Genomic DNA, 25,692 nt, shown 5'->3' with positions numbered 1-25,692 from the left:
TTACTTTTTTATCGGGGTAGCAAATTCTACTGTAATGCGCACGCCGCCTAAAGGCGAATGCTCGGCGCGGATTTTCCCGTCGTGGGCTTCCACGATGTTGTGGCAGATCGCCAGCCCCAGCCCGGAACCGCCGCTGGCGCGGTTGCGTGAACCTTCCGCCCGGTAGAAACGTTCGAAAATGCGCGTCAGCTGCTGATCGCTGATGCCCGGCGCGCTGTCCTGCCAGTAGAGGAACAGTCGCCCCGGCTGCAGCTCGGCGCTGATTTCCAATCGGCCGCCGGCGTCGGTGTAGCGCAGGCTGTTTTCCAGCAGGTTATTGAACAGCTGGTTCAAACGGTCGGGATCGCCGAACAGCGGCGCCTGGGCCGGCAAATGGGTGACGATTTCCAGCCCTTTGGCGCGGAAGCGTTCGTGGAAGGCGGCGACGGCGATCTGCAGCAGGTGCACGCAGTCCACCGACGATTTGCGATAGGCCAGCGCGCCGAGATCGGAGAGCGACAGCTGGTGCAGATCGTCGACCAGTTTGGTCAGGGTGGACACCTCGGCCTGCAGCGAACTGAGCGACGCCGGCGTCGGCTGCCGCACGCCGTCCTGCAGCGCCTCCAGCTCGCCGCGCAGCACCGCCAGCGGCGTGCGCAGCTCGTGCGAGACGTCGGCCATAAAAGCGCGGCGCATCTGTTCGTTTTTCTCCAGCGAGGTGGCCAACTGGTTGAAGTCGTGCGCCAGCCGGCCCAGTTCATCCTGGCTGCTGACCGCCACGCGGGTGGTGAAATCGCCCGCCGCCAGGCGATGGGTGCCCGCCACCAGGCGCTTGACCGGGGCCAGCATGCCGCGCGACAGTAGCCAGGTCACCGCCGCCGCCAGCAAGGTAGAGAGCGCGACGATGATCCAGCTGGTGCGCCGCTGCTGGCGATCGAAGTTGATGTCGGTGTTGCGCGTCAGGCGCTCGACCGGGGTGGTGATCACCCAGCCGACGATCTCGTTGTTGTAGCGGATCGGGTGGCGCGGGCCCTCTTTAGGCACCGGCCCGGAGTGGCCCACCAGGCGGTTGAACTGGCTGTCCACCACCCAAAACTGGGTGCGCCAGCCCTTGGGCGGCAGGTTGTGGCTACTGTCGCTGTTCTGTTCGAACGAGCGCATGATCTGGTAGATCACCTGATCGTTGTTGCGCAGGAACACCCAGTTACCGTGGTGGCTGTACTGTTCCTCCAGCGCTTCGCTCAGCATGTTGATACGCTGCTCGTTGCTGTGTTTGATGTAGTCGATAAAGCCGCGTTCAAAGCTGACGCGCACCCCCCAATGCATGGTGATCAGCACCAGCATGCAGGTGGCGAAAATGGCCAGGAACAGTTTCCCGGTAATACCTATCTTCATTGCAACCTCGTTGAACCGGTACCCGGCTCTTTGGTCAGCGTGCGGTTGGGCGCGCTATCGGCCGGCACGCGCGCGAAGGCCAGTGCGGGCAGAGCGATAATCAACGCCATACAGCAGTAGCTGTAAATAAATGCGCTGTGGATGGCCGGGCTGTCGGCCACCACCTGGTGATGGCCGAAGCTGCCGATCAAGATGCCGGCGACGCTGACGCCAAGGCTCATCGACAGCTGCATGACCATCGACAACAGGCTGTTGCCGCTGCTGGCCAGCCGATCCGGCAGGTCTTTCAGCGTCAGGGTGTTCATCGCCGAGAAGCGCAGCGAGTTGATCATCCCCTGGAAGAACAGCACCACCGGCAGCAGCCACAGCCAGCCGAGCATCGCCGCCAACAGGAAGCTCAGGCTGACCAGCGCCAGCAGCAGCGTGGCGGCCACCAGCACGTTGCGGTAGCCAAAGCGGTTGACCACCTGCACCACGATGCGTTTCATGCCCATGCTGCCGATGATCATCGGGATCATCATCAGCCCGGCGTGGAACGGCGTGAAACCCATGCCCACCTGCAGGAACAGCGGCGTCATGAACGGCAACATGCCGCTGCCGATGCGCCCCAGCAGGCTGGCCAGCAGCCCGATCTTGTAAGTCGGGGTGCGCAGCAGCCGCAGCGAGAACAGGGCGCGGCTATTGCCGTAGGCATGCCAAACATACCCCAACAGCGCCGCTACGCCCAGCGCCACCAGGCCGGCGATGGCGCTGCCGGAGAGCCCCATGCCCTTGTGGCCGTCGAGCGCCAGCGTCAGCGACGCCATGCCGATCGCCAGCAGGATAAAGCCGCTGAGGTCGAAGCGTCGGGTTTGCATTTGGTAGTTGGGCATCAGCAGCAGCGTGGCGATGGCGCCTACGATCCCCACCGGAATATTGATCAGGAAAATCCAGTGCCAGCTGGCGTATTGCACCAGAAAGCCGCCCAGCGCCGGCCCCATCAGCGGGCCGATCTGGCCCGGCAGCGTCACGAAGGTCATCGCCGCCATGTACTGCTCGCGCGGCACGATCTTCATCACCGTCAGGCGGCCGACCGGCACCATCATCGCACCGCCGATGCCCTGAATCACGCGCGAGGCGATCAGCTCGTTCAGGGTTTCCGAGCGGGCGCAGAGAATGGAGCCGAGGGTGAACAGCACGATGGCGCTGAAAAACACCCGCTGTACGCCGACCTTGTCCGCCAGCCAGCCGCTGGCCGGCAGCGTCACCGCTACCGTCAGCACATAGGAGACAATCACCGACTGCATGCGCAGCGGGTTCTCCCCCAGGCTGGCGGCCATCGAGGGCAGGGCGGTGTTGACGATAGTAGTATCCAGCGTCTGCATAAAGAAGCCGAATGCCACTATCCAGAGTTGCCAGCGTACCGTGGCGGCGTGTTTCATCAGCATCGGTCGGCCATTAATGGGGCAGCGGGGCCAGTTGCTTGTTGCGGCGGAATTTCGCCTGCAGCCGGTCGAAGTAAAGGTAGACCACCGGGGTGGTGTACAGCGTCAGCAGCTGGCTCATCACCAGGCCGCCGGCGATGGTGATGCCGAGCGGCTGGCGCAGCTCCGCGCCGTCGCCGCTGGTCAGCATCAGCGGCAGCGCGCCGAACAGCGCCGCCAGCGTGGTCATCATGATCGGCCGGAAACGCAGCAGGCTGGCCTGGAAAATTGCCTCTCGGGCGCTGATGCCGCCGTTGCGCTGCGCCTCGAGGGCGAAGTCGACCATCATGATGGCGTTTTTCTTCACGATGCCGATCAACAGCATAATGCCGATCAGCGCGATCAGGCTGAACGGCGCGCCGAACAGCTCGAGCGCCAACAGCGCCCCGACGCCGGCGGAAGGCAGCGTGGAAAGGATGGTCAGCGGATGGATATAGCTCTCATACAGCACGCCGAGCACGATGTACACCGTGGCGATCGCCGCCAGGATCAGGATGAGCTGCGACTTCAGGGTGTCCTGGAACACCTGGGCGGTGCCGGCGAACGCGCCGCGCACCGTGGACGGCACGCCGAGCTGAGTCATGGTGCGCTCTACCGCAGCGGTGGCGTCCGACAGGCTGCCGCCGTCCGGCAGGTTAAAGGAGATGGTCGAGGTGGCGGACAGCCCCTGATGGTTGACCGACAGCGGCGCGTTGGCCGGCCGCCAACTGGCGAAGTAGGAGAGCGGTATCGCCTTGCCTTCGTTGTTGATGATGAACATTTTGTCCAGCGAACTCACGTCCTGGGTGTAGGGTGGCGCCACTTCCATCACCACCTTGTATTGATTGAGCGGCTGATAGATGGTCGAAATCTGCCGCTGGCCGAAGGCGTTGTTCAGCAGGTTGTTGGCGTCGGACACCGAAATGCCAAGGCGCGCCATGGTTTCACGATCGTAGACCAGATCCATTTCCGAACCTTTATCCTGCTGATCCGAGTTGACGTCCGCCAGCTCGGGCAATGCGGCCAGCGCGATGCGGATCTTCGGTTCCCATTCGCGCAGCGCGGCGAGATCGTCCGCCAGCAGCGTATATTGGTAGCTGGCGTTGGCCTGCCGCCCGCCGACGCGGATATCCTGCACCGCCATCAGAAACAGGCTGGCGCCCGGTTCTTTGGCCAGGCGAGCGCGCAGGCGGGCGATCACTTTCTGCGCGTCGTCGCTGCGTACCGACAGCGGTTTCAGTGAGATGAACATCGAACCGCTGTTGGTACGCGAGCCGCCGGTAAAACCGGTGACGTTTTCCACGTCCGGATCTTCGCGCACGATTTTCATGAAGTCTTCCAGTTTGCCGCGCATCGCCTGGAACGAAATGCTTTGGTCGGCTTGGATAAAGCCCATCAGGCGCCCGGTATCCTGTTCCGGGAAGAAGGTTTTCGGGATGCTGATATACAGCCAGACGTTGAGAGCAAGGGTGGCGAGGAACACCGCCAGCACCCAGCGCGAGTGGCCGAGCACCCAGTTCAGCGAGCGTCCGTAGCCCTGCTGCAGCGCCAGCAGCATTTTGCCGAAGCCGCGCGCCCGCCGCTGCGAACGCGGCGGCTGGTGGCGCAGCAGGTAGGCGCACATCATCGGCGTGAGCGTGAGCGAGACGATGAGCGACAGCCCGATCGACACCGACAGGGTGACGGCGAACTCGCGGAACAGGCGCCCCGGCAGGCCTTCCATCAGCAGCAGCGGGATAAACACCGCCACCAGCGAAACGCTCATCGACAGCACGGTGAAGCCGACTTCTCGCGCGCCCAGCAGCGCGGCGTTGATCGGTTTCATGCCGGCCTCGACGTGGCGGGAAATGTTTTCCAGCACCACGATGGCGTCGTCCACCACAAAGCCGGTGGCGATGGTCAGCGCCATCAGCGACAGGTTATTGAGGCTGAACCCGCACAGATACATGGCGGCGAACGAGCCGACCAGCGACACCGGCACGGCGACCGCTGGGATCAGCGTGGCACGCCCGGAGCGCAGGAAGATGAACACCACCAGGATCACCAACCCGATGGCGATCGCCAGCGACTGTTCCACCTCGGCCAGCGATGCACGGATGGTCGGCGAACGATCCTGCGCGACGTTGAGTTGAATCGAGGCCGGGATATTCTCCTGCAAGGCGGGCAGCTCGGCGCGAATGCGATCGACGGTTTCGATGATGTTGGCGTCCGGCGCACGGCTGATGGCCAGAATGATCGCCGGTTTGGCGTCGGTCATCCCGGCGTTGCGCACGTCTTGCACCGAGTCTTTGACCTCGGCCACGTCGGCTAAACGCACTGCCGAGCCGTTGTTGTAATGAATGATCAGCGGACGGTAAGCATCGGCGGTTTTCAGCGCATCGTTGGCCTGGATCTGCCAGCGCTGCTGCGGGTTTTCCACGGCGCCCTGCGGGCGGCGCACGTTGGCATTGGCGATGGCTTGCCGTACGGTATCCAGCGACACGCCCTGATTGAACAGCGCCGAAGGGTTCAGCTCGACCCGCACCGCCGGCAGCGAACTGCCGCCCACGGAAACGTCGCCGACGCCCTCGGTCTGGCTGATCTTCTGCGCCAGCTGGGTGGAGGCGAAATCGTAAAGCTGCCCCTGGCTGTAGGTGTCCGAGGTCAGCGTCAGGATCATGATCGGCGCGTCGGAAGGGTTGACCTTGCGGTAACTGGGGCGGCTCGGCATGCCGGTCGGCAGCAGGCTTTGCGCGGCGTTGATCGCCGCCTGCACGTCGCGCGCGGCGCCGTTGATGTCGCGGCTGAGATCGAACTGCAAAATGACCCGGGTACTGCCGAGCGAACTCATCGAGGTCATTTCGTTAACTCCGGCGATGCGGCCCAGCGCGCGCTCCAGCGGCGTCGCCACCGAGGACGCCATGGTTTCCGGCGAGGCGCCCGGCAGCGACGCGCTGATCGAAATCACCGGAAAGTCCACCTGCGGCAGCGGCGACACCGGCAGCAGGCGAAAGCCGATTGCGCCGCTGATGGCGATGGCCAGCGTCAGCAGGGTGGTGGCCACCGGCCGGTGAATGAACAGGGCGAAGAATTTCACGGCAGCTCCTGCGTATCCGGCTGGCGATGCGTGTTGCGCGCCAGTTTGTCAAACAGCAGGTAGATCACCGGCGTGGTGAACAGCGTCAGGATCTGGCTCATGATCAAACCGCCGACCATACAGACGCCGAGCGGATGCCGCAGCTCCGCGCCGACGCCGGTGCTCAGCATCAGCGGCAGCGCGCCGAGCAAGGCCGCCAGCGTGGTCATCAGGATCGGCCTAAAACGCAGCAGGCAGGCCTGATAGATGGCGTCGCGCGCCGATAAACCCTGTTCGCGTTCCGCCGCCAGCGCGAAGTCGATCATCATGATGGCGTTCTTCTTCACGATGCCGATCAGCAGGATGATGCCGATGATGGCGATCACGTCCAGCTCGCTGCCGGCCAGCATCAGCGCGAGCAGCGCGCCGACCCCGGCGGTCGGCAGGGTGGAGAGGATGGTGACCGGGTGAATGAAGCTTTCATACAGCACGCCCAGCACGATGTACATCGCCACCACCGCCGCCAGGATCAGCCACAGCGTGCTGCCGAGCGCCGCCTGGAAGGCCAGGGTCGCCCCCTGGAATTGGGTGGTGATGTCCCTTGGCATGTTGAGATTTTTTTCTGCCTGGGTGACCGCGTCCACCGCCTCGCCGAGCGAGTAGCCGTCGGCGACGTTGAACGAAACGGTGGCCGACGGGAACTGATCGAGATGGTTGACCGACAGCGGGCCGAAGCGCTCTTCGATTTTGGCGATGGCGCTCAGCGGCACCACGGCGCCGTCGTTGCCGCTCAGACGGATCTCATTGAGCGCCGCCAGCCCCGGCGTCGCGCTGGCGTCGTGCTCCAGCACCACGCGGTATTGGTTGGCCTGGGTGTAGATGGTGGAGATCAGGCGCTGGCCGAACGCGTTGTACAGCGCATTGTCCACGTCGCTCATGGTGACGCCGAGGCGGGAGGCCGAATCGCGGTCGACGTTGACGTAGGCGACCAGCCCCTGATCCTGCCAGTCGCTGGTGACGTCCGCCAACTGAGGGGTTTGCTTCAGCTCATTCATCAGCTGCGGCACCCACAGGCTGAGATCGTCCAGCGACATCGCCTGCAGGGTGAACTGGTACTGGGTGCGGCTGACCTGGGTATCGATGGTCAGATCTTGCACCGGCTGCAGATACAGCTTCACGCCGGGGAACTGCGCCGTCTGCTGCTGCAGGCGGCTGATGATCGCCGGAATGCGGTCGCTGCGTTCGCTCAGCGGCTTCAGGTTGATCTGCAGCCGGCCGCTGTTGAGCGTGGCGTTGCTGCCGTCGACGCCGACGAACGACGTCAGGCTCTCCACCGCCGGATCTTTGAGGATCTGCGCCGCGACCTGCTGCTGGCGCTCGGCCATATTGCTGAACGAGACGCTCTGCGGCGCCTCCAGCGTGCCCTGAATGATGCCGTTGTCCTGCACCGGGAAGAAACCTTTCGGGATCAGCAGGTACAGCAATACCGTCAGCGCCAGGGTGCCCACGGCCACGCCGAGCGTCAGCCAGGGATGATTAAGCACCGTTTTCAGCCACTTGCCGTATTGCGCGATCACCCGGTCGAAAAAGCGTTCGGAGGCGGCGGAAAAACGGTTCTGCTTGCGCAGCGACTCGTGGCTGAGCATGCGTGCGCACATCATCGGCGTCAGCGTCAGCGACACTACGGCGGAGATCAAAATCGCCACCGCCAGCGTGACGGCGAACTCGCGGAACAGGCGGCCGACGATGTCGCCCATGAACAGCAGCGGGATCAGCACCGCCACCAGCGAGAAGGTCAGCGAGATGATGGTGAAGCCGATCTCGCCGGCCCCTTTCAACGCGGCGTCGAGCGGTTTTTCCCCTTTCTCGATGTAGCGTGAGATGTTCTCGATCACCACGATGGCGTCGTCCACCACGAAGCCGGTGGCGATGGTCAGCGCCATCAGCGTCAGGTTGTTGATGGAGAAGCCGAGGAAGTACATGGCGGCGAAGGTGCCGACCAGCGACAGCGGCACCGCCACGCTGGGGATAATGGTCGCCGGCACGTTGCGCAGGAATACGTAGATCACCATCACCACCAGCGCGATCGCCAACAGCAGCTCGAACTGCACGTCGCTGACCGAGGCGCGGATGGTGGTGGTGCGATCGGTCAACACCTTGACGTCGACCGACTTGGGCAGGCTTTTAATCAGCGTCGGCAGCATTTCGCGGATGCTGTCGGCGGTCGTGATGACGTTGACGCCGGGCTGGCGCTGAATGTTCAGCACGATCGCCTGTTGCTTGTTGGCCCAGGCCGCCAGTCGGGTGTTTTCCGCCCCTTGTTCGATGGTGGCGATATCCTGCAGGCGGATCGCCGCGCCGTTCTGGTAGGCGACGATCAGCTGGCGATAGTCGTCGGCAGACTTCATTTGGTCGTTGGCGGACAGGGTGACCGATCGGGTCGGGCCGTCCAGGCTGCCTTTCGCCGAGTTGACGTTGGCGTTGCTGATGGCGGCACGGATGGTTTCACTGTTCAGGCCATAGGCGGCGACCGCCGCGGCGTTCAATTTTACGCGCACCGCCGGACGTTGGCCGCCGGCAAGCGTCACCAGGCCGACGCCGGTCACCTGAGAAATTTTTTGCGCCACGCGGGTTTCCACCATGTCTTCCACCTGCGTCATCGGCATGGCGGTGGAGGTCACGGCCAGCGTCAGGATCGGCGGATCGGCGGGGTTTACCTTGCTGTAGATCGGCGGGTAGGGCAGATCGCTCGGCAGCAGGTTGGTGGCGGCGTTGATCGCCGCCTGCACTTCCTGCTCCGCGACGTCGAGCGGCAGCGCCAACTGGAACTGCAGGGTGACCACCGAGGCGCCGCCGGAACTTTGCGACGCCATTTGCTTCAGACCGGACATCTGGCCGAACTGGCGTTCCAGCGGCGCGGTAATGGCGGAGGTCACCACGTCCGGGCTGGCGCCGGGGTACAGCGTCACCACCTGGATGGTGGGATAATCCACCTCCGGCAGGGCGGACACCGGCAGCGCGCGGTAGCCGATAATCCCCGCCAGCAATATCGCCACCATCAGCAGCGTGGTGGCAACCGGACGCAGAATAAACAGGCGGGACGGACCGCCGCCGGCGTTGGGAGGCATCACCTGCATCAGGACTTCCTCTGAACGTCAGGTTCGCGCTTGGCGTTGGCCGCCGCCGACGCTTCGCTCGGCGCGAGCACTTCCACCTGCATGCCTTCGGTCAGGCGATCGATGCCGTCGGTCACCACCCGATCGCCGGCGTTGAGGCCGGCGCTGATCACCACCTGCCGGCTGTCCTGCACGCCGGCGGTGACCCGATGTTTGCTGACCTTGTTGTCTTCACCGAGCGTCCAGACGAAGTTGCCCTCGTTGCCCATCTGCAGCGCGGCGGTCGGGATTACCACTGCATCGTGCAGGGTATCCACCTGCAGCCGCGCGTTGACGAACTGGTTGGGGAACAGCGCGTCATCTTCGTTGGTGAAGCGCGCTTTCAGCTTGATGGTGCCGGTGGCGGTATCAATTTGGTTGTCCAGGCTCAGCAGCGAACCGGTCGTCAGCTTGTTCTGGTTGGTGCGGTCCCAGGCTTCGACGCTCACCGGCCCGGCTTTTTGCGCCTTGAGCAGATCGGCGATGTTGCCTTCGGGCAGCGTGAACACCACGTCGATCGGGTGCGTCTGCGTGATCACCAGCAGACCGGTGGTGCTGCCGCTGGTGACATAGTTGCCGACGTCGACCAGTTTCAGGCCGACGCGGCCGTCGATTGGCGCAGTGATGCGGCTATAGGTGATCTGCAGTTTGGCGCTGTCGACCGCGCCCTGATCGGCCTTGATCGCGCCTTCGGTCTGCTGCACCAGCGAGGCCTGCGTATCCAGCTCCTGACGTGAAACCAGATTGGTTTTCACCAGTTGCTGATAGCGCGCCAGATCGCGCCGGGCATTGGCCAGCGTGGCCTGATCTTTTGCCAACTGCCCCTGAGCCTGGGTCAACTGAACCTGGAACGGCCGGGGATCGATTTCCGCCAGCAGATCGCCGGCTTTGACCTGCTGGCCTTCGGTAAAGTGGATCGCCATCAGCTGGCCATCGACCCGGCTGGTGACGGTCACGGTATTGGCGGCGGTGGCGGTGCCCAAGCCGGAAAGATAGCGCGGCACCGTCTGGCGGGTGGCGGTCGCCGCCTGCACCGGCGACATCGGTGCGCCGCGTCTGCCGCCCGCCGCGCGGCCCGCTCCCGTTTTACCCGCGGCCTGGTGCGCGCCCGGCGTCGTCCCGGCGGTCGGTTGGGCGGCGCTGAAATGGCGCCAGGCCAGAACGGCGACGATGATCGCAATCGCCGCAACCAGCAGGCGCAGCAGCAGGGAACGACGTTGGGGTTTTGCATTCATGGTGGTGAAAACTCTCTCCAAAAGGCAGGGGTGCGGGCACTCATTGCCACAAAAATGACACTCCTTACAGGATACTAGTTTAGCCAGCGAAGACGGCATAAAAATGAAGGAAATAAGGAGGAACCGTCAGCATTTTCCGAATAAGTTAACGATTGTTGCCTACTCTGTTTATAAGCGTTGGGTTTTAACTTATAGCCAATGCGTTTTAACGACTTTCTGTGTTCTGCGCTAATAATTAACAAGCGAATTATTTAACCCATGGAGCCTCTATCAATGAGCAAAAAACAACTGGGCCGTTCGGGCATTCAGGTGCCGGCGTTGACCTTCGGCGGCAATGTGTTCGGCTGGACGGCGGATCAAGCGACCTCTTTCAGCCTGTTGGATGCGCTGGTGGACAATCAGCTCAACTTTATCGACACCGCCGACGTTTATTCCAGCTGGGCACCGGGCAATCAGGGGGGGGAATCGGAAACCGTCATCGGCGAATGGCTCAAGAAGAGCGGCAAGCGCGACCAGGTGATCATCGCCACCAAGGTGGGCAAACCGATGGGCGAAGGCAAACAGGGGCTGTCGCCGCGCTATATTCAGCAGGCGGTGGAAGACTCGCTGCGCCGCCTGCAAACCGATTATATCGATCTTTACCAATCGCACGACGATGACCGCGATACGCCGTTGGAAGAGACGCTGGCGGCGTTCGATGCGCTGATCAAGGCCGGCAAGGTGCGGGCGATTGGCGCCTCCAACTATCAGGCGGATCGCCTGGAAGCAGCGCTGCGGGTGAGCGAAAGCAACGGATTGGCGCGCTACGAAACCCTGCAGCCGGAATACAATCTGTATGCGCGCGAAGAGTATGAAGCCGAGCTGGAAGGCGTGGCGCAGCGCCATGGTCTCGGGGTGATCAACTTCTTCGCGCTGGCCAGCGGCTTCCTGACCGGCAAATACCGCAGCAAAGCGGATGAGGGTAAAAGCCAGCGCGGCGATCGCATCGTCGAACGCTACCTTAACCCGCGCGGCTTCCGCATTCTGGCGGCGCTGGATCAGGTGGCCGGCAAGCACGGCACCTCCCCGGCGCAGGTCTCGCTGGCCTGGCTGATTGCGCGCCCGAGCATCACCGCGCCGATCGTCAGCGCCACCTCGTTGCCGCAGCTGGATGAGTTGGTCAGCGCCACGCGCCTGACGCTGGATGCGGACGACATCCAGGCGCTGAACCACGCCAGCGCCGGGTAAGGCGCGTTACCCGGCGGCGATTTTGCTCTATGCTGAAGGGGTCAACATGGCCCATTCAGGAAACCGCAATGTCTGGTGATACCATCAACGACCTCGCGACGCTGGAACAGCTGTACGGCAAACCCGGCGCCCCCTCGGTTTTTAAAGAAGTCAGCTATATCCACCCGGCGTACCGCCCGTTTATCGAGGCGGCGCCGTTTGCCGCCCTCTCGACGGTCGGGCCGGACGGCATGGATGTCTCGCCGCGCGGCGATCCGGCCGGTTTTATCCACATCGAAGACGAGAAAACCCTGCTGCTGCCGGATCGGCGTGGCAATAACCGCATCGATAGCCTGCGCAATATTCTGCACGACAACCGGGTGGCGCTGCTGCTGCTGATCCCCGGCATCGGCGAAACGCTGCGGATTAACGGGCGGGCGGAGATCGTGGTGGCGCCGGCGGTGCTGCAGCGCTTCGCCCACCGCAATCAGCTGCCGCGTTCGGTGTTGCGCATTCGGGTGGAGGCGGTGTTCTTCCAGTGCAGCCGGGCGATCTTGCGTTCGGGACTCTGGGAAGAGGGCAGCCGCCTCGAACGTTCGGCGCTGCCCAGCCCCGGCCATATTTTGGCCGCGGTGAGCCAAACGCGCTTCGACGGTGAGGAGTACGACCAAGCGCTGCCGCAGCGGCTGAAGGATACGCTGTATTAATCGCCGTGGCGTTCGCGCCACGTTTGCCGGTTCAGCCGGTACAAGACATGTTTTTGCAGCGGGTGCCCCGCCGGCAGGCGTGGGTGCAGGAAGGTTTCGCCGTCAAAGTGCATACCGATGCGCTCCATCACCCGGCGCGACGGCTGGTTATCTTCGGCGGTGAAGGACACCACTTCCGGCAAGTGCAGCGTGTCGAAGGCACACGCCAGCGCAGCGCGTGCCGCTTCAGCGGCGTAGCCGTTGCCCCAGTGGGCCGCCGCCAGCCGCCAACCGATCTCCACGCAGGGGGAGCAAGGCAGGTCGTCGCCCGGCCGCGCCAGCCCGACAAAACCGATAAAGGGCGTGCCGCCTTTCACTTCCACCGCCCATAGCCCCCAACCATGTTGCTGCATGAAGGCGCGGATGCGTTCGGCCTGCGTGCGGCTTTCTTCGGCCGTCATCGCCGCCGGGAAATAGCGCATCACCTGCGGATCGGCGTTAAGCGCGGCGAAGGCCGGCAGATCGTCGTCGCGCCAGGGGCGCAGCCGCAGCCTGTCGCTGTCGAGGGTAAGGATGGTTGACATGATGCATAGCCTCCAATGAGCAAGGGCGCGGCGAGCCGCGCCCTTGGGCCGTCAACGGAACAGCGTTTGCGCCCAGCGCGCCAGCCCGGCGGTGACCGAGCCGAAGTCGTTGCCGCCGACGATCGGAATGCCAGGCAGCTGCTGTTGCAGCGCGGCGCGCAGCAGCGGCGAACGTGCGCTGCCGCCGGTCAGGTAGATCACCTGCGGCGCGGTCTGGCTGCTGGCCAACGCGGCGCTGACCTGCTCCTGGATGCGCATCAACGGCTGCGAGATGGCGTCGGCGAGCTGATCCTGGCTGATGCTTTCCGCCAGATCGGCCTGCACGAAGCTGAGCGGCGCGCTGATGGCGGTTTGGCCGGACAGGGCTATCTTACTCTCTTCGGCCGCGCGCACCAGCCGATAGCTCAGGCGCTGCTGGTACACTTTCAGCAGGCGTTTGACCTTTTCCGGCTCCGCCGCGTCGAGGATCAGATCGCGCAGCACGCGGCCGTTGGCGGCGCTGTAGAAGTCGTTTTGCGCCGGTACGTCGTTGGTCGCCACCGCGTTCCAGTAAGGCAGCGCCGGCAGGGCGATGCCTTTCCCGGTTTCGCCGCCCAGGCCGAACAGCGGCATCAGCTGTTTGAAGGCCAACATGATGTCCAGATCGTTACCGCCGACCCGGCATCCGCTGTGGCCCAGCAGGCTCTGCTGACGATCGGCGCGGTCGCGCCACTGCGGGCCCATCAGCAGCACCGAGCAGTCGGTGGTGCCGCCGCCGATGTCCACCACCAGCACGGTTTGCTCTTCGCTCAGCGTCGCCTCGAAGTCCAGCCCTGCCGCCACCGGCTCGAACTGGAATTCAATCTCTTTGAAACCGGCGCGTTCGGCGGCGCGCTGCAAAATGCCCTGCGCCTGCCGGTTGGCCTCTTCGCCGCCGATGCCCTGGAAGTTGATCGGTCGGCCGATCACCGCCTGATCGATACCGGCCTGCAGCACGTTTTCCGCCTGGCGTTTGATGTGGAACATCATGGCGCAAACCAGGTCTTCGAACAGGGCGATCTGCTGCGGCTTCAGGCCGTTGGCGCCGAGGAAGGACTTCGGCGAGCGCACGAAGTACACCTCTTCCGGATCTTCCATGTAGTGCGCCAGCGCCTGCAGGCCGAACAGCACGCTGTCGCCGCCGACCGGAATGTCCTCTTCGCGGTTGTAACTGATGGCGCGGCGCAGCAGCTGCTGGTTTTCTTCGCTGCCGGTCGGCACCTGCCAGTGGCGGTGCAGGCACTCGCTCACCGCTTCGCGGGTCGGCGCGCACAGCATTGAAGGCAGATACGGCTCGTTGTTTTCCAGCGTCAGCAGCTCGGGGCCGTGGTCGCGCATCACCGCGACGGAACAGTTGGCTGTCCCATAGTCGAATCCAATAAACATCTCTTTTTTGTCCCCATGCCAATGAAGGGGGGCGACTTTACCCGAGACGGGGCCGGTGGGCAATGCGCTGATGCGCGAGTGTCGAAAAATTTAGCGGGCGCGGCATCGGCATGCTTAACTTAATGTCCGAATTCCGCACGTCAGCGCGCCAGCCGAGCCCCATAATGCAGAAAAAACCGAACCCGAGCGTTGCCATGAATACCCAACAGCAAGCGTTGTACGACGCGCTGCGCGCGCGTGACCGCAAATTCGACGGCCGCTTTTTCGTCGGCGTCTCTTCCACCGGCATTTATTGCCGCCCGGTGTGCAGCGCCCGCACGCCGAAGCTGGAAAACTGCACCTTCTATCCGAGCGCGGCGGCGGCCGAGCTGGCGGGCTTTCGCCCCTGTCTCAAATGCCGGCCGGAACTGGCGCCCGGTCTGGCGCTGATCGATCTGGGCAACCGCTATGCGCAGGTGGCGGTGCAGCTCATCGAGCAGGGCTATCTGTCCGAACACAGCTGCGAAGCGCTGGCGGCGCGGCTCGGCATTTCCGATCGCCACCTGCGGCGTATCTTCGCTGAACAGTTTGGCGCTTCGCCGATCGATTACGCGCAGTCGCACCGGCTGCTGCAGGCCAAACGTCTGTTGGCGGATACCGATCTGCCGCTCAGCGAAGTGGCATTCGCCGCCGGTTTCGGCAGCCTGCGGCGTTTCAACGAGCTGTTCAAGGCGCGCTATCGCCTGATTCCGTCGGCGCTGCGCAGCGGCGGCGCGCGCGGTGAACGGGCCGCCGCCAGCGGCCTGGTGTTCCACCTGGGCTATCGGCCGCCCTATGACTGGGATCGCATGCTGAACTTCTTGCAGGCGCGCGCCGTGCAGGGCGTAGAGCGGGTCGAGGGCCGCCGCTATCTGCGTTCGATCTCAGTCAGCCAGGGCGGTACGGAGTATTGCGGCTGGCTCAGCGTGCAGCCGGAAGAAGCGCGCAACCGGGTCAGGGTAGAGATCGCGCCGGCGCTCAGTTTGGTGACGACCGAGGTGCTGCGCCGCGTACGCTTGCTGTTCGATTTGGACGCCGCGCCGGATCGCATCAATGAGGCGCTGGGTTCGCTGGCGGCCGATGCGCCGGGGCTGCGCCTGCCGGGCTGCGTAAACAGCTTCGAACAGGCGGCGCGTGCGGTGCTGGGGCAATTGGTCAGCGTGAAAATGGCGGCAACCTTCGCCGGACGGATGGCCGAACGTTGGGGCGAAGCGCTGGCGGCGCCGCACGAGGGCATCACCCACGTTTTTCCTGCCGCCGAACGGGTGGCGCAGCTGCAGCCCGAAGCCCTGCGCCCGCTCGGGGTGCAGCTGAAGCGCGCGGCGGCGCTGATCGAGATCGCCCGCGCGCTGGGCGAAGGGCGGCTGCAGCTCGATAACGTGCTGGATATTGAACAGGGCATCAAGGCGCTGACCGCGCTGCCGGGCATCGGCAGCTGGACCGCCAGCTATATCGCGATGCGCGCCTGGTCGTGGCCGGACGTGTTCCTGGCCGGCGATTACCTGATCAAACAGCGTTTCCCTGGCATGACGCCGCGCCAGATCGAACGCTATGCCGAACGTTGGCGCCCGTGGCGCTCTTACGCCACGTTGCACCTGTGGCACAACGACGGTTGGGCGCCGGAAGGGGAGGAGTAAGGCGCATTCGGGCTAGCGCGGGGCGTCGATCAGCTGCAGCAGGCGGCTCATGCCTTCGCGCATCAGGAACGCCAGCAGCTTTTCCCGCTCGGCCGGCGTCAGATGGTAGTAATATTCGATCCAGACCCGAACCGGATCCTGGCGTTTGATGTCGTAGTCCGGATGGTCGGCCTCGCGCAAGGCCGACAGGCTGTTCGCGCCGAACGGCAGGCTGTCGATATGGTATTCCAGCGCTTTACCTTGTACGCCGCTGCGGCGGCGGCTGACCCAGCCTTCGCGTCGGGCCATCAGATTGACCCCTTGCGGGGTCGAGGGCAACCCCGCTTTTCCCATCAGTTCCCTGGCGGAAAACCATTTCTTTTCCATAGTCCCTTATCCCTGAGCTATCACATGTCGAGGAAAATCAACGGATACGTCGATGTCCGCATGGGAGCTTCATCTTACTTAATCGTTTAAGCTTCAGGTGTTATTTATATCACTAATCTTGTATTGGTTAACATAATGTGAAAGACGAGAGGTGCGGCGCCGCCCGTGAGACGGCGCCGGCGAGGGAAGGCTTAGCGGATGCCGAAGTAGCCGTCGCTGAGCAGAACCGCCAACGGCTGCTCCAGCGCCACTTGGTCGCCTTCTGCCAGATCGACGCCGACATCGCGCAGCGCCTGCAGCGTCACCGGCTGGTGGGCCGGCCCGGCGAGCGTTTGCGCCTTGATCCGGTGCGCCGCGCCGTTGAGCATCGAGACCATCAGTTCATCCATCTGGTTGCAGTGCACGTTGGTGATGAAGCGTTCATCGATGCGAATGATGTCTATCTTCTGATCGCCCAACTCATCGAAGGCATTGATGTTATGCCCAAAGCCGTTGACGATCAGTCGGCAGCCCAGCTGCTGCAGTTCGCGCAGACACGCTCGGCACTGCGCGGCGTGCTCCAGCACCACGGCTTCATCGACGCTGAACAGCAGTGCCCGCGGCGGCAGCGAAGAGGCGCGCACCGTTTCCGTCAGGTCGCGCTGGAAGTCGGTGTTCAGCAGGCTGTCGGTAGCCAGCGGCAACGCGAGCGACAGCCCCTTGCGCTTGATGTCGTCGGCGTACGATACCAACAGCTGCGTCACCGCCCAGCGGTCGATGTCCGGCATCAGGCCGTACAGCTGCGCCGCGGCGATGAACGCCTCGTGCGGCAGCGGCCTGCCGTCCGGCGCCATAACCTGCAGCTTCACTTGATGGAACGCGGCCGACAGCGGCGTCGCCGGCGGCGCGACCGCGTGGGTCAGCAGCCGCAGCTGCCCCTCGCTGATGATCGTCTGTACCTCCTGTGGGGTCAGCAATTCATGCTGCCGTTCCAGCAGCTGTTTTTGCCGCGTTTCGTACAGATAAACCTGGCCGCGGCCGTGGTGCTTGGCGGTGTAGCAGGCGATGTCGGCCTGGGCCAGCAGTTCGCTGCTTTTGGCGTCGCCGCCGATGCGCGTGATGCCGGCGCTGGCGCCGACGCGATAAATTTTCCCTTCCCAGTAGAACGGATGCTGGCTGATTTGGTTGACTACCTGCTGCATCAGCGATTTCGCCTGCTCCAGCCGGCAGTCGAACAGGATCAAACCGAACTCGTCACCGCCCAGCCGAGCCAGGCAGTCGCTGTTGCGCAGCTGGTGCCGCATCAGCTGGGCGATGTCTCGCAGCAAGGCATCACCCGCCGCGTGGCCGGCGGTGTCGTTTACCGCTTTGAACCGATCCAGATCGAGGAACACCAGCGAATGCGACGACGACGGTTCCCCGCCGGCGGCGATCGCCGCCTTCAGCTGCTTCTCGAAGCGGGTGCGGTTCGGCAGGCCGGTCAGCGCGTCGTGCGAGGCGCTGTAGCTGAGCTTTTTCATCAGTTCGCGCGAGGCGGTGACGTCCTGCAGCACCATCACCGCGCCCATGGTTTCGCCATCGAGCGTTTTCAGCGGTGAGACCGACTGTTGCACGTCGAAATAACGTCCGTCGCGGCTGTGCAGCACCAGCGCGTAATCCGCCGGCCCTTGCCGCGGGTATTGCGTGAGGTTTTCGATTTCCGGGCCGTCTTTGCCGTTGGTCAGGCGCACCACGCCGGCGATGGGCATACCGATCGCCAGGTCGAGCGGCCAGCCGCACATCTGCTCGGCCACTGGGTTCATAAAGGTGATGCGCAGGTGGCTGTCGGTGGAGATCACCCCTTCGCCGATGGCGTCGAGGGTGATGTGCAGGCGCTCTTTTTCTTCGTGCAGCGCCTCGGCGAGGATCTTGAGCTCGGTCATGTCGATATTGGTGCCGATCATGCGCAGCGGCCGGCCCTGGTCGTCGAGGATCACGTTGCCCTGGCCGCGAATATGGCGCAGCTTGCCGCCGCGCGTGGTAATGCGAAATTCCATGACGAAAGGCTTGGGATTGGCCAGCAGCGCGGCCAGCTCGCGATCGGTGCGCTCGCGATCTTCCGGCACCAGCAGGGTGCGCCACAGCGCCAGCGTCGGCGTTTGGTCGGGATTGAGATCGTAGAGTTCGAACATGCGCTGATCCCAGGTGAAGTGTTCCTGGCTCATCACCCATTCCCAAATGCCGACGCCGCCCACTTGGTTGGCCAGCGTAATGCGCTCCACCAGCCGGTTGTTCTCTGCCTCGCTGCGTTTGAGGCCGCTGATGTCCTCGACCTGAGAGATGAAGTACAGCGGTTGCCCTTCGGCGTCGCGCACCAGCGAGACGGCCAACAGCGCCCAAACGGTCTGGCCGTCGCTGCGGATATAGCGTTTCTCCATGGTGTAGCTGCTGATGTGGCCGTCGAGCAGATCGTGCAACTGGCTGAGATCGGCGTTGAGGTCGTCCGGGTGGGTGATCTCTTGAAAGGTCAGGCGATAGAGTCTTTCGGGCGGATAGCCGAGCAGCTTGCACAGCGCCTGGTTAACCTGCAGCCATTTGCCCTCCGGCGACACCAGCGCCATGCCGATGGCGGAATACTCCAGCGCGCTGCGAAAGCGGCTTTCGCTCTCGACGATGTGTTGTTTCTCCACCCGAAAGGTGTGCATCACCATCGCCATCGCGTGTGCCGGGATCAGGATCAGCAGCATCGGCAAGTACAGGCCAAGCTCACCGAAGACGTGTGCAGAGGCCTGCAGGTGCAGCACGCCCAGCGAGATCAGCACCGTGATCAGCAGCAGGGTGCAGAAACAGACGGCGAAGGCTTCGAAGCGCGGCAGCGCGATGGCGGCCCACAGCAGCGGCAGGATGACGAAGGTGAACGGGAACGGCAGATAGGTCAGCGCCAGGTAGCTGAAGGCCAGGGAGCCCATCAGCGTGAGCAGCAGCGGGTAGGGGTTCAGCGCCGCCAAGGTGCGGCGGTGATAGGTGAGGCCAAGCGGCGCCAGCGACAGCACCCCTATTGCTTCGGAGATGAACCAGATGCCGAACGATTGCCAGAACGTTTGATCCGGCGTGGGCGAGAGCCCGGCGGCCAGCAGCGCGCTGAACAGCGGGGTGAAGATCACCGCGCACACCACAAAGCGCAGCCAGCAGCCCAGATCGCTCAGCGGATCGTTCGCCGGCAGCGTGCGGCGCAGCAGCAGGGCGCAAACCGCCGCTTCCAGCAGGTTGATGGCGGCCAGCTTGACGGGAATGATGCTGATGCCGAACAGCAAGAAGCTGGCGAGCACGATGCCGAGGCCGCTGGCCAGCAGCGGCAGGCCCCAGTGGCGCGGGGCGTGGCGGTACAGCACGGCGATCGCGGCGGCGGTCGGGAACCACAGCGGCGTGAAGTGGCGGGCTTCGCTGGACAGCGACAGGCTCAGCAAGGCGAGCAGAAACGTCGCCAACGCCACTAACAGGGAATGCGTCAGCATGACGCCTTTGCGGGTGCCGAACGTGTTCGGCGCGCTGATCTCCATAGACATCCTTACCGATGGCCTCTGTCAGTGATTGGATTCATGACGTGGATGAATTAAGACGATTTATTGGCAAAGGGTAGTACAGCGCGAGAGGAAAACCTACCGGGAAGGCCGACTTTACTGCGTTACACGCAAGCCCGGCGACAGAATGACGAAAAAGCCGGCGCGGGGCCGGCTTTTGGCGTATTACAGCAGGAACAGGGTGGCGAGGCCGAGGAAGATGAAAAAGCCGCCGGTGTCGGTCAGCGCGGTGATGAGCACGCTCGAGCCGACCGCCGGATCGCGGCCCAGTTTGAGCATGGTCATCGGGATCACCACGCCCATCAGCGCAGCCAGCAGCAGGTTGAGCAGCATCGCCAGCGTCATCACGCCGCCCATCGCCGCGTCGCCGTACAGCAGCCAGGTGATCACGCCCATGATGCCGCCCCACACCACGCCGTTGATGATGGCCACTCCCAGCTCTCTGAGCATCAGGCGTGAGATGTTGCCGACTTCGATCTGGTGCAGCGCCAGCGCGCGCACGATCATGGTGATGGTCTGGTTGCCGGTGTTGCCGCCGATGCCGGCGACGATCGGCATCAGCGCCGCCAGTGCCACCAGCTGGGAAATGGTGTGTTCGAACAGGCCGATCACGCGCGAGGCGACGAACGCGGTGCAGAGATTGATCGCCAGCCAGGCCCAGCGGGTCTTGACCGCCTTGCTGACCGGGGCGAACACGTCTTCTTCCGGGCTTAAACCGCCCATGCGGCGCAGGTTGGTGTCGCTCTCTTCGTTGACGGCGTCGACGATCTCTTCGATGGTCAGGCGGCCCATCAGTTTGCCCTTGGCGTCAACCACCGGGGCGCTGATCAGGTCGTAACGTTCGAACGCGCCGGCCGCTTCATCGGCCTTGTCTTCGGGCTGAAAGGTGGCGGGATCGCTGTCCATCACTTCGCGCACCGGGATCTCCGGATCGTTCAGCAGCACCGCGGTCAGCGGCAGCTCGCCCAGCAGGGTGTTTTTGCGGTCGGTGACGAACAGTTTATCGGTGGCGTCGGGAATGGTTTTGCGCATGCGCAAAAAGCGGTGCACCGCGCCGAGCGTGACGTCCGGCCGCACCGTCACCAGTTCGAAATCCATCATCCAGCCGACGCTGTCTTTGGCGTACTGGCTCATCTCGCGCACCTGGGCGCGCTGCTCCGGCTCCAGCGAGGTCAGCAACCGGCCCATCAGGTTACGCGGCAGGTATTGCGCCAGGTAGGCCTGTTCGTCGACGTCCAGCGTTTTGATCGCTTTGAGCAGGTCTTTGTCGCTCATTTCCTCGATCAGGCTGTCCCAGACCGGCTCGGCGACCTCCACCAGCGTCTGGCCGCGCTTGCTGTTGCCCACCAGCCGCCACAGCGCCATACGTTCATCCTGCGGCAGCGCTTCCAGCAGGTCCGCCAGGTCGGCGGCGTGCATGTCGTCCAACAGGCCGGTGATTTCCGCCGTCTGGTTCAGCAGTTCGCTTTGGCTGAGGGCGTGCTCATCCCCTGGCCGGCCGAGAATACCGTCGACCAATTCCTTATTGTTCAACAGCAGAGTGAGAATGCGCTGGCGGTGTTCAGCGACTTTTTTGACGTTATGGGTTGCGGCTGACATGGTGTTCCTTAACGGGCGCTCGGCGTTCCTGACGCAGGCTCATTAAAAGATAGAGCATAGCGAGTGCCGGAGTCATTTTTATGAAACGGACGGGGCGCGGCGGTTATTCAGAGGAGGCGTCCTGTTGCGGCGCGCTGACTTCGGCGGCGTTTTGCGCAGCGGCCTGCTTTTTTTCCTGATGATGAGGCACCGCCACCACGGCGGCGTACAGCAGTCTGCCGACTAAAATGATAAAGCTGATAAACAACACTATCTTCGTCATCTGTCCGGTGGTTTTCTTGCGCATATATCACCCGGTATGCCGGTGTCCTGTGTGATTCGCTCGAGAATTTGTAACCGGATTTTAGGCGCTGATGACAAAAGTTGTCCATTTTTTTCCGGCGTGCGGGACGGCGCATTAGGGTTTCGTTTAGGTTGACGGGGCGAGGGCGGAAAGAAAAACCCCCTGACAGGCAGGGGGCGGGGGGATCAGGCGGAGCGCTGTTCGTCTTGCGAGCCTTCTTCGTCGATCAGCAGCTTCCAGCCGACGACGTCGTTCCAGTAGGCCTGCTCGCGTTCGAAATCGAGCTGCACCAGGTTGTTCTGCGCCAGGTAGCCGGCCGGGAAGCGCAGCGTCCAGTGGTTGTCGTCGGTGGTCAGGCGCAGCGTTTCCGGCGTGGTGGTCGACTGACGCTGGTTGTTGAGCAGGGTGCTCAGACGCAGCAGCTGGATCAGCGGCAGGTAGTGTTTCTTCTTGAACAGGTTGAGGCGCGGCAGCTCTTCCAGCTTGATCGCCTTGCGGTGGAAACGCACCAGCGCCGCCAGCAGCAGCTGCTGTTCCTGGTTGAAGCCAGGCAGGTTGGAGTTTTGCAGAATGTAGGCCGAATGGCGGTGCATGCCGCTGTGGTTGATGCTCAGCCCCACTTCGTGCAGCATGGCGGCCCATTTCAGCAGCGCTTCCAGCTGCGGATGCGCCAGCTTGGTGTTCTGCGCCATCCACTGCGAGTAGAGCAGCTCGGTGGTTTCCAGCACCCGTTTGGCCTGCTCGCGATCGATGTTGTAGTGATCGGCCAGGCTTTTGGCGGTGCGGCTGCGGATGTCCTGGTGGCGGAAACGGCCTTCCATTTCATACAGCACGCCTTCGCGCAGCGCGCCGTCGGACAGGCGCAGATCGCGGATCGCCAGCGCATCGAACACGCCGCACAGGATAGCCAGCCCCGGCACGAACACCGATTGGCGATCTTCCGACAGCCCCGGCAGGCTCAGCGAGCCGAAGCTTTTGAACTGCAGCACCTGCTCGGCGAGCATTTCCAGGCGATCCAGGGTGATGAGACCGTCTTTTTCCCCCATCGCCACCAGCACTTCGTGGGCGGCCTTGATGGTGCCCGAGGCGCCCAGCGCGTACTGCCAGCCTTGAATGCGGTACTGCCAGGCCAGCGTTTCCAGCTTCTGCGCCGCCGCCAGCCGCGCGCGGCGGAAGTTGTTTTTGCTGATCTCGCCGCCCGGGAAGAACAGCTGGGCGAAGCTGACGCAGCCCATGCGGCGGCTTTCCGCCAGCAGCGGCTCGAAGTCTTCGCCGATCACCAGCTCGGTGGATCCGCCGCCGATGTCGATCACCAGCTTGCGGCCTTTCTCCGGCTGAGTGTGCTCCACGCCCATGAAGATCAGGCGCGCTTCTTCCTGACCGGCGATGATTTCGATCGGGTAGGGGATCACTTTGGCGGCGCGCTTGAGGAACACTTCGGCGTTCACCGCCTGACGCAGGGTGTGCGTCCCGACGATGGTGACGTTATCCGCCGGGAAGCCCTGCAGCCGTTCGGCAAACAGGGCCAGGCAGGCCAGGCCGCGCTCTATCGCCTCTTCACTGAGTACGTTGTTGCTGTCCAATCCGTCGGCGAGATGCACCCGCTGTTTTAAACGGCCCAATACCTGTAAGGCGCCGTTGACGACGCGGGCGATCACCATGTGGAAACTGTTCGACCCGAGGTCGATGGCGGCGATTTCCTGCGGTTTGTTCGTTGCAGTGTTTTTTAGCGGCATAGTTGCTGGCCTACTGTCCTGGTTGTTCCAGAGCTTTTAAATACTCGTAAATAGCTACCTGGGCACGCACTTTGCGGCGGTTGCCGCGCGGCACGTACTGGTTGCTCAGTTCTTTATCCACATAACGGGCCTTGACCGTATCGCTGAACAGGATCTCCAGAATGTCCAGAACGCGCTGTTTCAGCGCCGGATCCAGCAGCGATACCGCCACTTCGATACGGTAATCTATGTTGCGGGTCATCCAGTCGGCGGAGGACAGATACACCCGTTTGTCACCTTTATTGTCGAAAACGTAAACCCGATCGTGTTCCAAAAAGCGATCGACGATGCTGATCACCTGAATATTGTCGCTGATCCCCGGCAGGTTGGGAATCAGGGAACACATGCCCCGCACCAGCAGGCGGATCTTCACGCCGGCGCCGGACGCGGTATATAACCGATCTACCAGCCCTTTATCCACCAGATTATTTATTTTCAACATAATGCCGGCCTGTTCCCCGGCCTGGGCGTTGGCGATTTCGTTGTCGATCAGCTCATACAGCTTCAGGCGCGAGTTCTGCGGCGACACCATCAGGTTGTCGAAGGTGACCGGCCGGTAGGGGTTCTCGATAAAGTTGAATACCCGGCGCACCTCGTTGGTGATGCGTGAGTCGGCGGTCAACAGCGAATAGTCGGTGTAGATGCGCGCGGTTTTTTCGTTAAAGTTGCCGGTACCGATATGAGCATAGCGCACAATGTCATCGCCTTCACGGCGCGAAATCAGGAACAGCTTGGCGTGGATTTTCAGGCCCGGCGCGGAGAAGATCACGTGCACGCCGGCTTCGGTCAGGCGCTTCGCCCAGTGAATGTTGGCCTCTTCGTCGAAGCGCGCCTGCAGCTCGACCACCACCGTGACCTTCTTGCCGTTGTGCGCGGCGTGGATCATCGATTCGATGATGCGCGAATCTTTCGCCACCCGATAGATGTTGATCTTGATAGCCAACACGCTCGGATCGAACGACGCCTGGCGCAGCAGCTCCAGCACGTGCTCGAAGGTGTGGTACGGGTAGTAGAGCAGCACGTCTTTTTCGCGAATGGCGTCGAAGCCGTTGCGGAAACCGTCGAACCAGATGTGGCGCAGGCGCGGCAGCGGCTTGTTGACCAGGTTGGCCTTGCCGACGTTCGGGAAACTGATGAAATCTTTGAAGTTGTGGTAGCGGCCGCCGGCGATCACCGAATCGTAGTTGGAGATGCCCAGCTTGCCGCGCAGCAGCTCCACCATTTCGTTCGGCATGTCGCGCTGATACACGAAGCGCACCGGCTCGGCGGTCAGGCGCTGTTTCAGGCTGGAGGACATCAGTTCCAGCAGGCTGGATTCCATTTCGGTGACCAGATCGTACTCCGCGTCGCGGGTCATTTTCATCGAGTAGGCGTTGAGCGCGTCGTAGTCGAAGAAGCCCTTGAAGATATCGTCCAGGCAGTAGCGCAGAATGTTGTCCAGCAGGATCATCGGCTTACGGCGGCGCGGCGCTTCCGGCGGCAGATTGACGAAGCGCGGCACCTTATCGGACGGGATCTCCAGCAGCGCATAGTCGATGCGCGCGCCGCGAATGATCTCCACTGCCAGGTAGGTGTAATCGTCTTTCAGAAACTGCACCAGGTTGGTGTCGTGGTTGATCAGGATCGGCGTGATGTGCTGGCGCAGATGCTGTTTGAAATATTGCCGCAGCCAGATTTGCTGGTTCTCGGACACCTGGCGTTCGTTGATCAGGAAGATCTGATTGCGCGCCATTTCCAGCAGCAGATCGTTGTACAGGCCGTCGAACTCCTGATCGGTTTTCAGCACCTTGGCCTGGATCTTTTTCAGCAGGTGGCGCGAGGCGCCGGCGGAGCCTTGCTCTTCGCTGATCAGGATGCGCCGTTTGAGATCGGCGAAGCGGACTTTATAGAACTCGTCGAGGTTATTGGAGTAAATGCCCAGAAAACGCATACGTTCAATCAGGGGATTGCTCTTATCTGCGGCTTCCTGCAACACGCGTTCATTAAAGGATAACCAGCTTAGTTCTTTTTCGATGTAGAGCTTTTCCTGACCCATTGCCACTCCAGTTCAAATTTAGAATAGGATCCGGGACGCAGCGCCCGGATGCCGCTCTAGTGTCCTTCATCATTATTGCGAGAGATTGACAGGAAAGTCCAACATATCCATTGCGTTGGCGCGCGGCGTTTTTTGGCGGCAATAAATTTTCGTCGATGCAGGGCGCAGGGGGGTGGAATGAGCAGCATGAAATGAAGGTTAGCAGGCTTATTCTTGGTGGTATTAAGCGTGTTTACGTTCATTTTTCAGCAATATATCAACGCCATATTGTCTGTTTGCAGTGTAAAAAACCTGGAGTG

At 62.7% G+C, this 25,692-nt stretch carries 16 protein-coding genes; 3 read left to right on the top strand and 13 right to left on the bottom strand.

Translation table 11 applies throughout. The features are described 5' to 3' along the window. The 5 genes from baeS to C3F38_RS21200 are packed head-to-tail and all read right to left on the bottom strand — an operon-like array spanning position 1 to position 10,261. Positions 1 to 1,374 (bottom strand): two-component system sensor histidine kinase BaeS, encoded by a 1,374-nt coding sequence (gene baeS, locus C3F38_RS21220; protein ID WP_060434510.1) that lies wholly within the window; start codon positions 1,372 to 1,374, stop codon positions 1 to 3. Then, entirely contained in the window at positions 1,371 to 2,801 is a 1,431-nt protein-coding gene (locus tag C3F38_RS21215; RefSeq protein ID WP_060434507.1) for an MFS transporter, read from the bottom strand. The genes baeS and C3F38_RS21215 overlap by 4 nt, the downstream gene beginning before the upstream one ends. Positions 2,802 to 2,811: 10 nt before the next feature. Further along, positions 2,812 to 5,892, bottom strand: coding sequence for a multidrug efflux RND transporter permease subunit MdtC (gene mdtC, locus C3F38_RS21210; protein WP_103791739.1), 3,081 nt, complete (start codon positions 5,890 to 5,892; stop codon positions 2,812 to 2,814). Further along, on the bottom strand, positions 5,889 to 9,008 hold the full coding sequence (locus tag C3F38_RS21205; RefSeq protein WP_103767455.1) for an MdtB/MuxB family multidrug efflux RND transporter permease subunit: 3,120 nt from the start codon (positions 9,006 to 9,008) through the stop codon (positions 5,889 to 5,891). Before C3F38_RS21205 ends, mdtC begins: the two co-directional genes overlap by 4 nt. Beyond that, a complete protein-coding gene (locus C3F38_RS21200) occupies positions 9,008 to 10,261 on the bottom strand; it encodes an MdtA/MuxA family multidrug efflux RND transporter periplasmic adaptor subunit (protein ID WP_038873741.1) in 1,254 nt (417 codons plus the stop codon). The genes C3F38_RS21205 and C3F38_RS21200 overlap by 1 nt, the downstream gene beginning before the upstream one ends. A gap of 273 nt (positions 10,262 to 10,534) precedes the next feature. Here C3F38_RS21200 and C3F38_RS21195 point away from each other — a divergent pair, with 273 nt between their 5' ends. Then, on the top strand, positions 10,535 to 11,488 hold the full coding sequence (locus C3F38_RS21195; RefSeq protein WP_055317464.1) for an aldo/keto reductase: 954 nt from the start codon (positions 10,535 to 10,537) through the stop codon (positions 11,486 to 11,488). Positions 11,489 to 11,556: 68 nt separating this feature from the next. After that, positions 11,557 to 12,174 (top strand): pyridoxamine 5'-phosphate oxidase family protein, encoded by a 618-nt coding sequence (locus C3F38_RS21190; protein ID WP_047730099.1) that lies wholly within the window; start codon positions 11,557 to 11,559, stop codon positions 12,172 to 12,174. On the opposite strand, the gene C3F38_RS21185 is transcribed toward C3F38_RS21190, so the two are convergent. Then, complete coding sequence (locus C3F38_RS21185) at positions 12,171 to 12,737, bottom strand: GNAT family N-acetyltransferase (RefSeq protein ID WP_055317463.1); 567 nt, start codon at positions 12,735 to 12,737, stop codon at positions 12,171 to 12,173. The two genes, C3F38_RS21190 and C3F38_RS21185, sit on opposite strands and share 4 nt — an antisense overlap. A gap of 51 nt (positions 12,738 to 12,788) precedes the next feature. Beyond that, a complete protein-coding gene (gene yegD, locus C3F38_RS21180) occupies positions 12,789 to 14,141 on the bottom strand; it encodes a molecular chaperone (protein ID WP_048234531.1) in 1,353 nt (450 codons plus the stop codon). Between the two features lie 164 nt (positions 14,142 to 14,305). Between yegD and alkA the strand changes: the two genes are divergently transcribed. Continuing rightward, positions 14,306 to 15,796 carry a DNA-3-methyladenine glycosylase 2 gene (alkA, locus tag C3F38_RS21175; protein ID WP_047730102.1) on the top strand — a complete coding sequence of 497 codons (1,491 nt, stop codon included), beginning with the start codon at positions 14,306 to 14,308 and terminating at the stop codon, positions 15,794 to 15,796. Positions 15,797 to 15,808: 12 nt separating this feature from the next. Here the strand turns inward: alkA and C3F38_RS21170 are convergent, their stop codons facing one another. The 6 genes from C3F38_RS21170 to ppk1 form a co-directional block, all read right to left on the bottom strand. Further along, complete coding sequence (locus tag C3F38_RS21170) at positions 15,809 to 16,162, bottom strand: DNA-binding protein (protein WP_047730103.1); 354 nt, start codon at positions 16,160 to 16,162, stop codon at positions 15,809 to 15,811. A 191-nt stretch (positions 16,163 to 16,353) separates the two neighbouring features. Then, complete coding sequence (locus C3F38_RS21165) at positions 16,354 to 19,680, bottom strand: diguanylate cyclase (protein ID WP_102779393.1); 3,327 nt, start codon at positions 19,678 to 19,680, stop codon at positions 16,354 to 16,356. Positions 19,681 to 19,866: 186 nt separating this feature from the next. Next, positions 19,867 to 21,300, bottom strand: coding sequence for a magnesium transporter (gene mgtE / locus C3F38_RS21160; RefSeq protein ID WP_015378729.1), 1,434 nt, complete (start codon positions 21,298 to 21,300; stop codon positions 19,867 to 19,869). Positions 21,301 to 21,403: 103 nt separating this feature from the next. Beyond that, positions 21,404 to 21,586: a YfgG family protein gene (locus C3F38_RS21155; RefSeq protein WP_004941600.1), complete on the bottom strand. Its 183-nt coding sequence runs from the start codon at positions 21,584 to 21,586 to the stop codon at positions 21,404 to 21,406. A gap of 182 nt (positions 21,587 to 21,768) precedes the next feature. Continuing rightward, a complete protein-coding gene (gene ppx / locus C3F38_RS21150) occupies positions 21,769 to 23,319 on the bottom strand; it encodes an exopolyphosphatase (RefSeq protein ID WP_038873722.1) in 1,551 nt (516 codons plus the stop codon). Positions 23,320 to 23,329: 10 nt separating this feature from the next. Then, positions 23,330 to 25,393: a polyphosphate kinase 1 gene (gene ppk1 / locus C3F38_RS21145; protein ID WP_048234529.1), complete on the bottom strand. Its 2,064-nt coding sequence runs from the start codon at positions 25,391 to 25,393 to the stop codon at positions 23,330 to 23,332. Between the last annotated feature and the right edge of the window lie 299 nt (positions 25,394 to 25,692).

This window comes from Serratia sp. SSNIH1, assembly GCF_002935055.1.
GTDB classification, from domain to species: Bacteria; Pseudomonadota; Gammaproteobacteria; order Enterobacterales; family Enterobacteriaceae; genus Serratia; species Serratia nevei.
This window is presented reverse-complemented; position numbering and strand designations above follow the sequence as displayed.

Excerpts from the sequence above, each read along its gene's own strand:
- C3F38_RS21165 (WP_102779393.1), bottom strand. The coding sequence starts at position 19,680 with ATGGAGATCAGCGCGCCGAACACGTTCGGCACCCGCAAAGGCGTCATG.
- C3F38_RS21205 (WP_103767455.1), bottom strand. The coding sequence starts at position 9,008 with ATGCAGGTGATGCCTCCCAACGCCGGCGGCGGTCCGTCCCGCCTGTTT.
- C3F38_RS21170 (WP_047730103.1), bottom strand. The coding sequence starts at position 16,162 with ATGGAAAAGAAATGGTTTTCCGCCAGGGAACTGATGGGAAAAGCGGGG.
- C3F38_RS21185 (WP_055317463.1), bottom strand. The coding sequence starts at position 12,737 with ATGTCAACCATCCTTACCCTCGACAGCGACAGGCTGCGGCTGCGCCCC.
- ppx (WP_038873722.1), bottom strand. The coding sequence starts at position 23,319 with ATGCCGCTAAAAAACACTGCAACGAACAAACCGCAGGAAATCGCCGCC.
- C3F38_RS21155 (WP_004941600.1), bottom strand. The coding sequence starts at position 21,586 with ATGCGCAAGAAAACCACCGGACAGATGACGAAGATAGTGTTGTTTATC.
- C3F38_RS21215 (WP_060434507.1), bottom strand. The coding sequence starts at position 2,801 with ATGCTGATGAAACACGCCGCCACGGTACGCTGGCAACTCTGGATAGTG.
- yegD (WP_048234531.1), bottom strand. The coding sequence starts at position 14,141 with ATGTTTATTGGATTCGACTATGGGACAGCCAACTGTTCCGTCGCGGTG.
- mgtE (WP_015378729.1), bottom strand. The coding sequence starts at position 21,300 with ATGTCAGCCGCAACCCATAACGTCAAAAAAGTCGCTGAACACCGCCAG.
- C3F38_RS21200 (WP_038873741.1), bottom strand. The coding sequence starts at position 10,261 with ATGAATGCAAAACCCCAACGTCGTTCCCTGCTGCTGCGCCTGCTGGTT.
- ppk1 (WP_048234529.1), bottom strand. The coding sequence starts at position 25,393 with ATGGGTCAGGAAAAGCTCTACATCGAAAAAGAACTAAGCTGGTTATCC.
- baeS (WP_060434510.1), bottom strand. The coding sequence starts at position 1,374 with ATGAAGATAGGTATTACCGGGAAACTGTTCCTGGCCATTTTCGCCACC.
- C3F38_RS21195 (WP_055317464.1), top strand. The coding sequence starts at position 10,535 with ATGAGCAAAAAACAACTGGGCCGTTCGGGCATTCAGGTGCCGGCGTTG.
- C3F38_RS21190 (WP_047730099.1), top strand. The coding sequence starts at position 11,557 with ATGTCTGGTGATACCATCAACGACCTCGCGACGCTGGAACAGCTGTAC.
- alkA (WP_047730102.1), top strand. The coding sequence starts at position 14,306 with ATGCAGAAAAAACCGAACCCGAGCGTTGCCATGAATACCCAACAGCAA.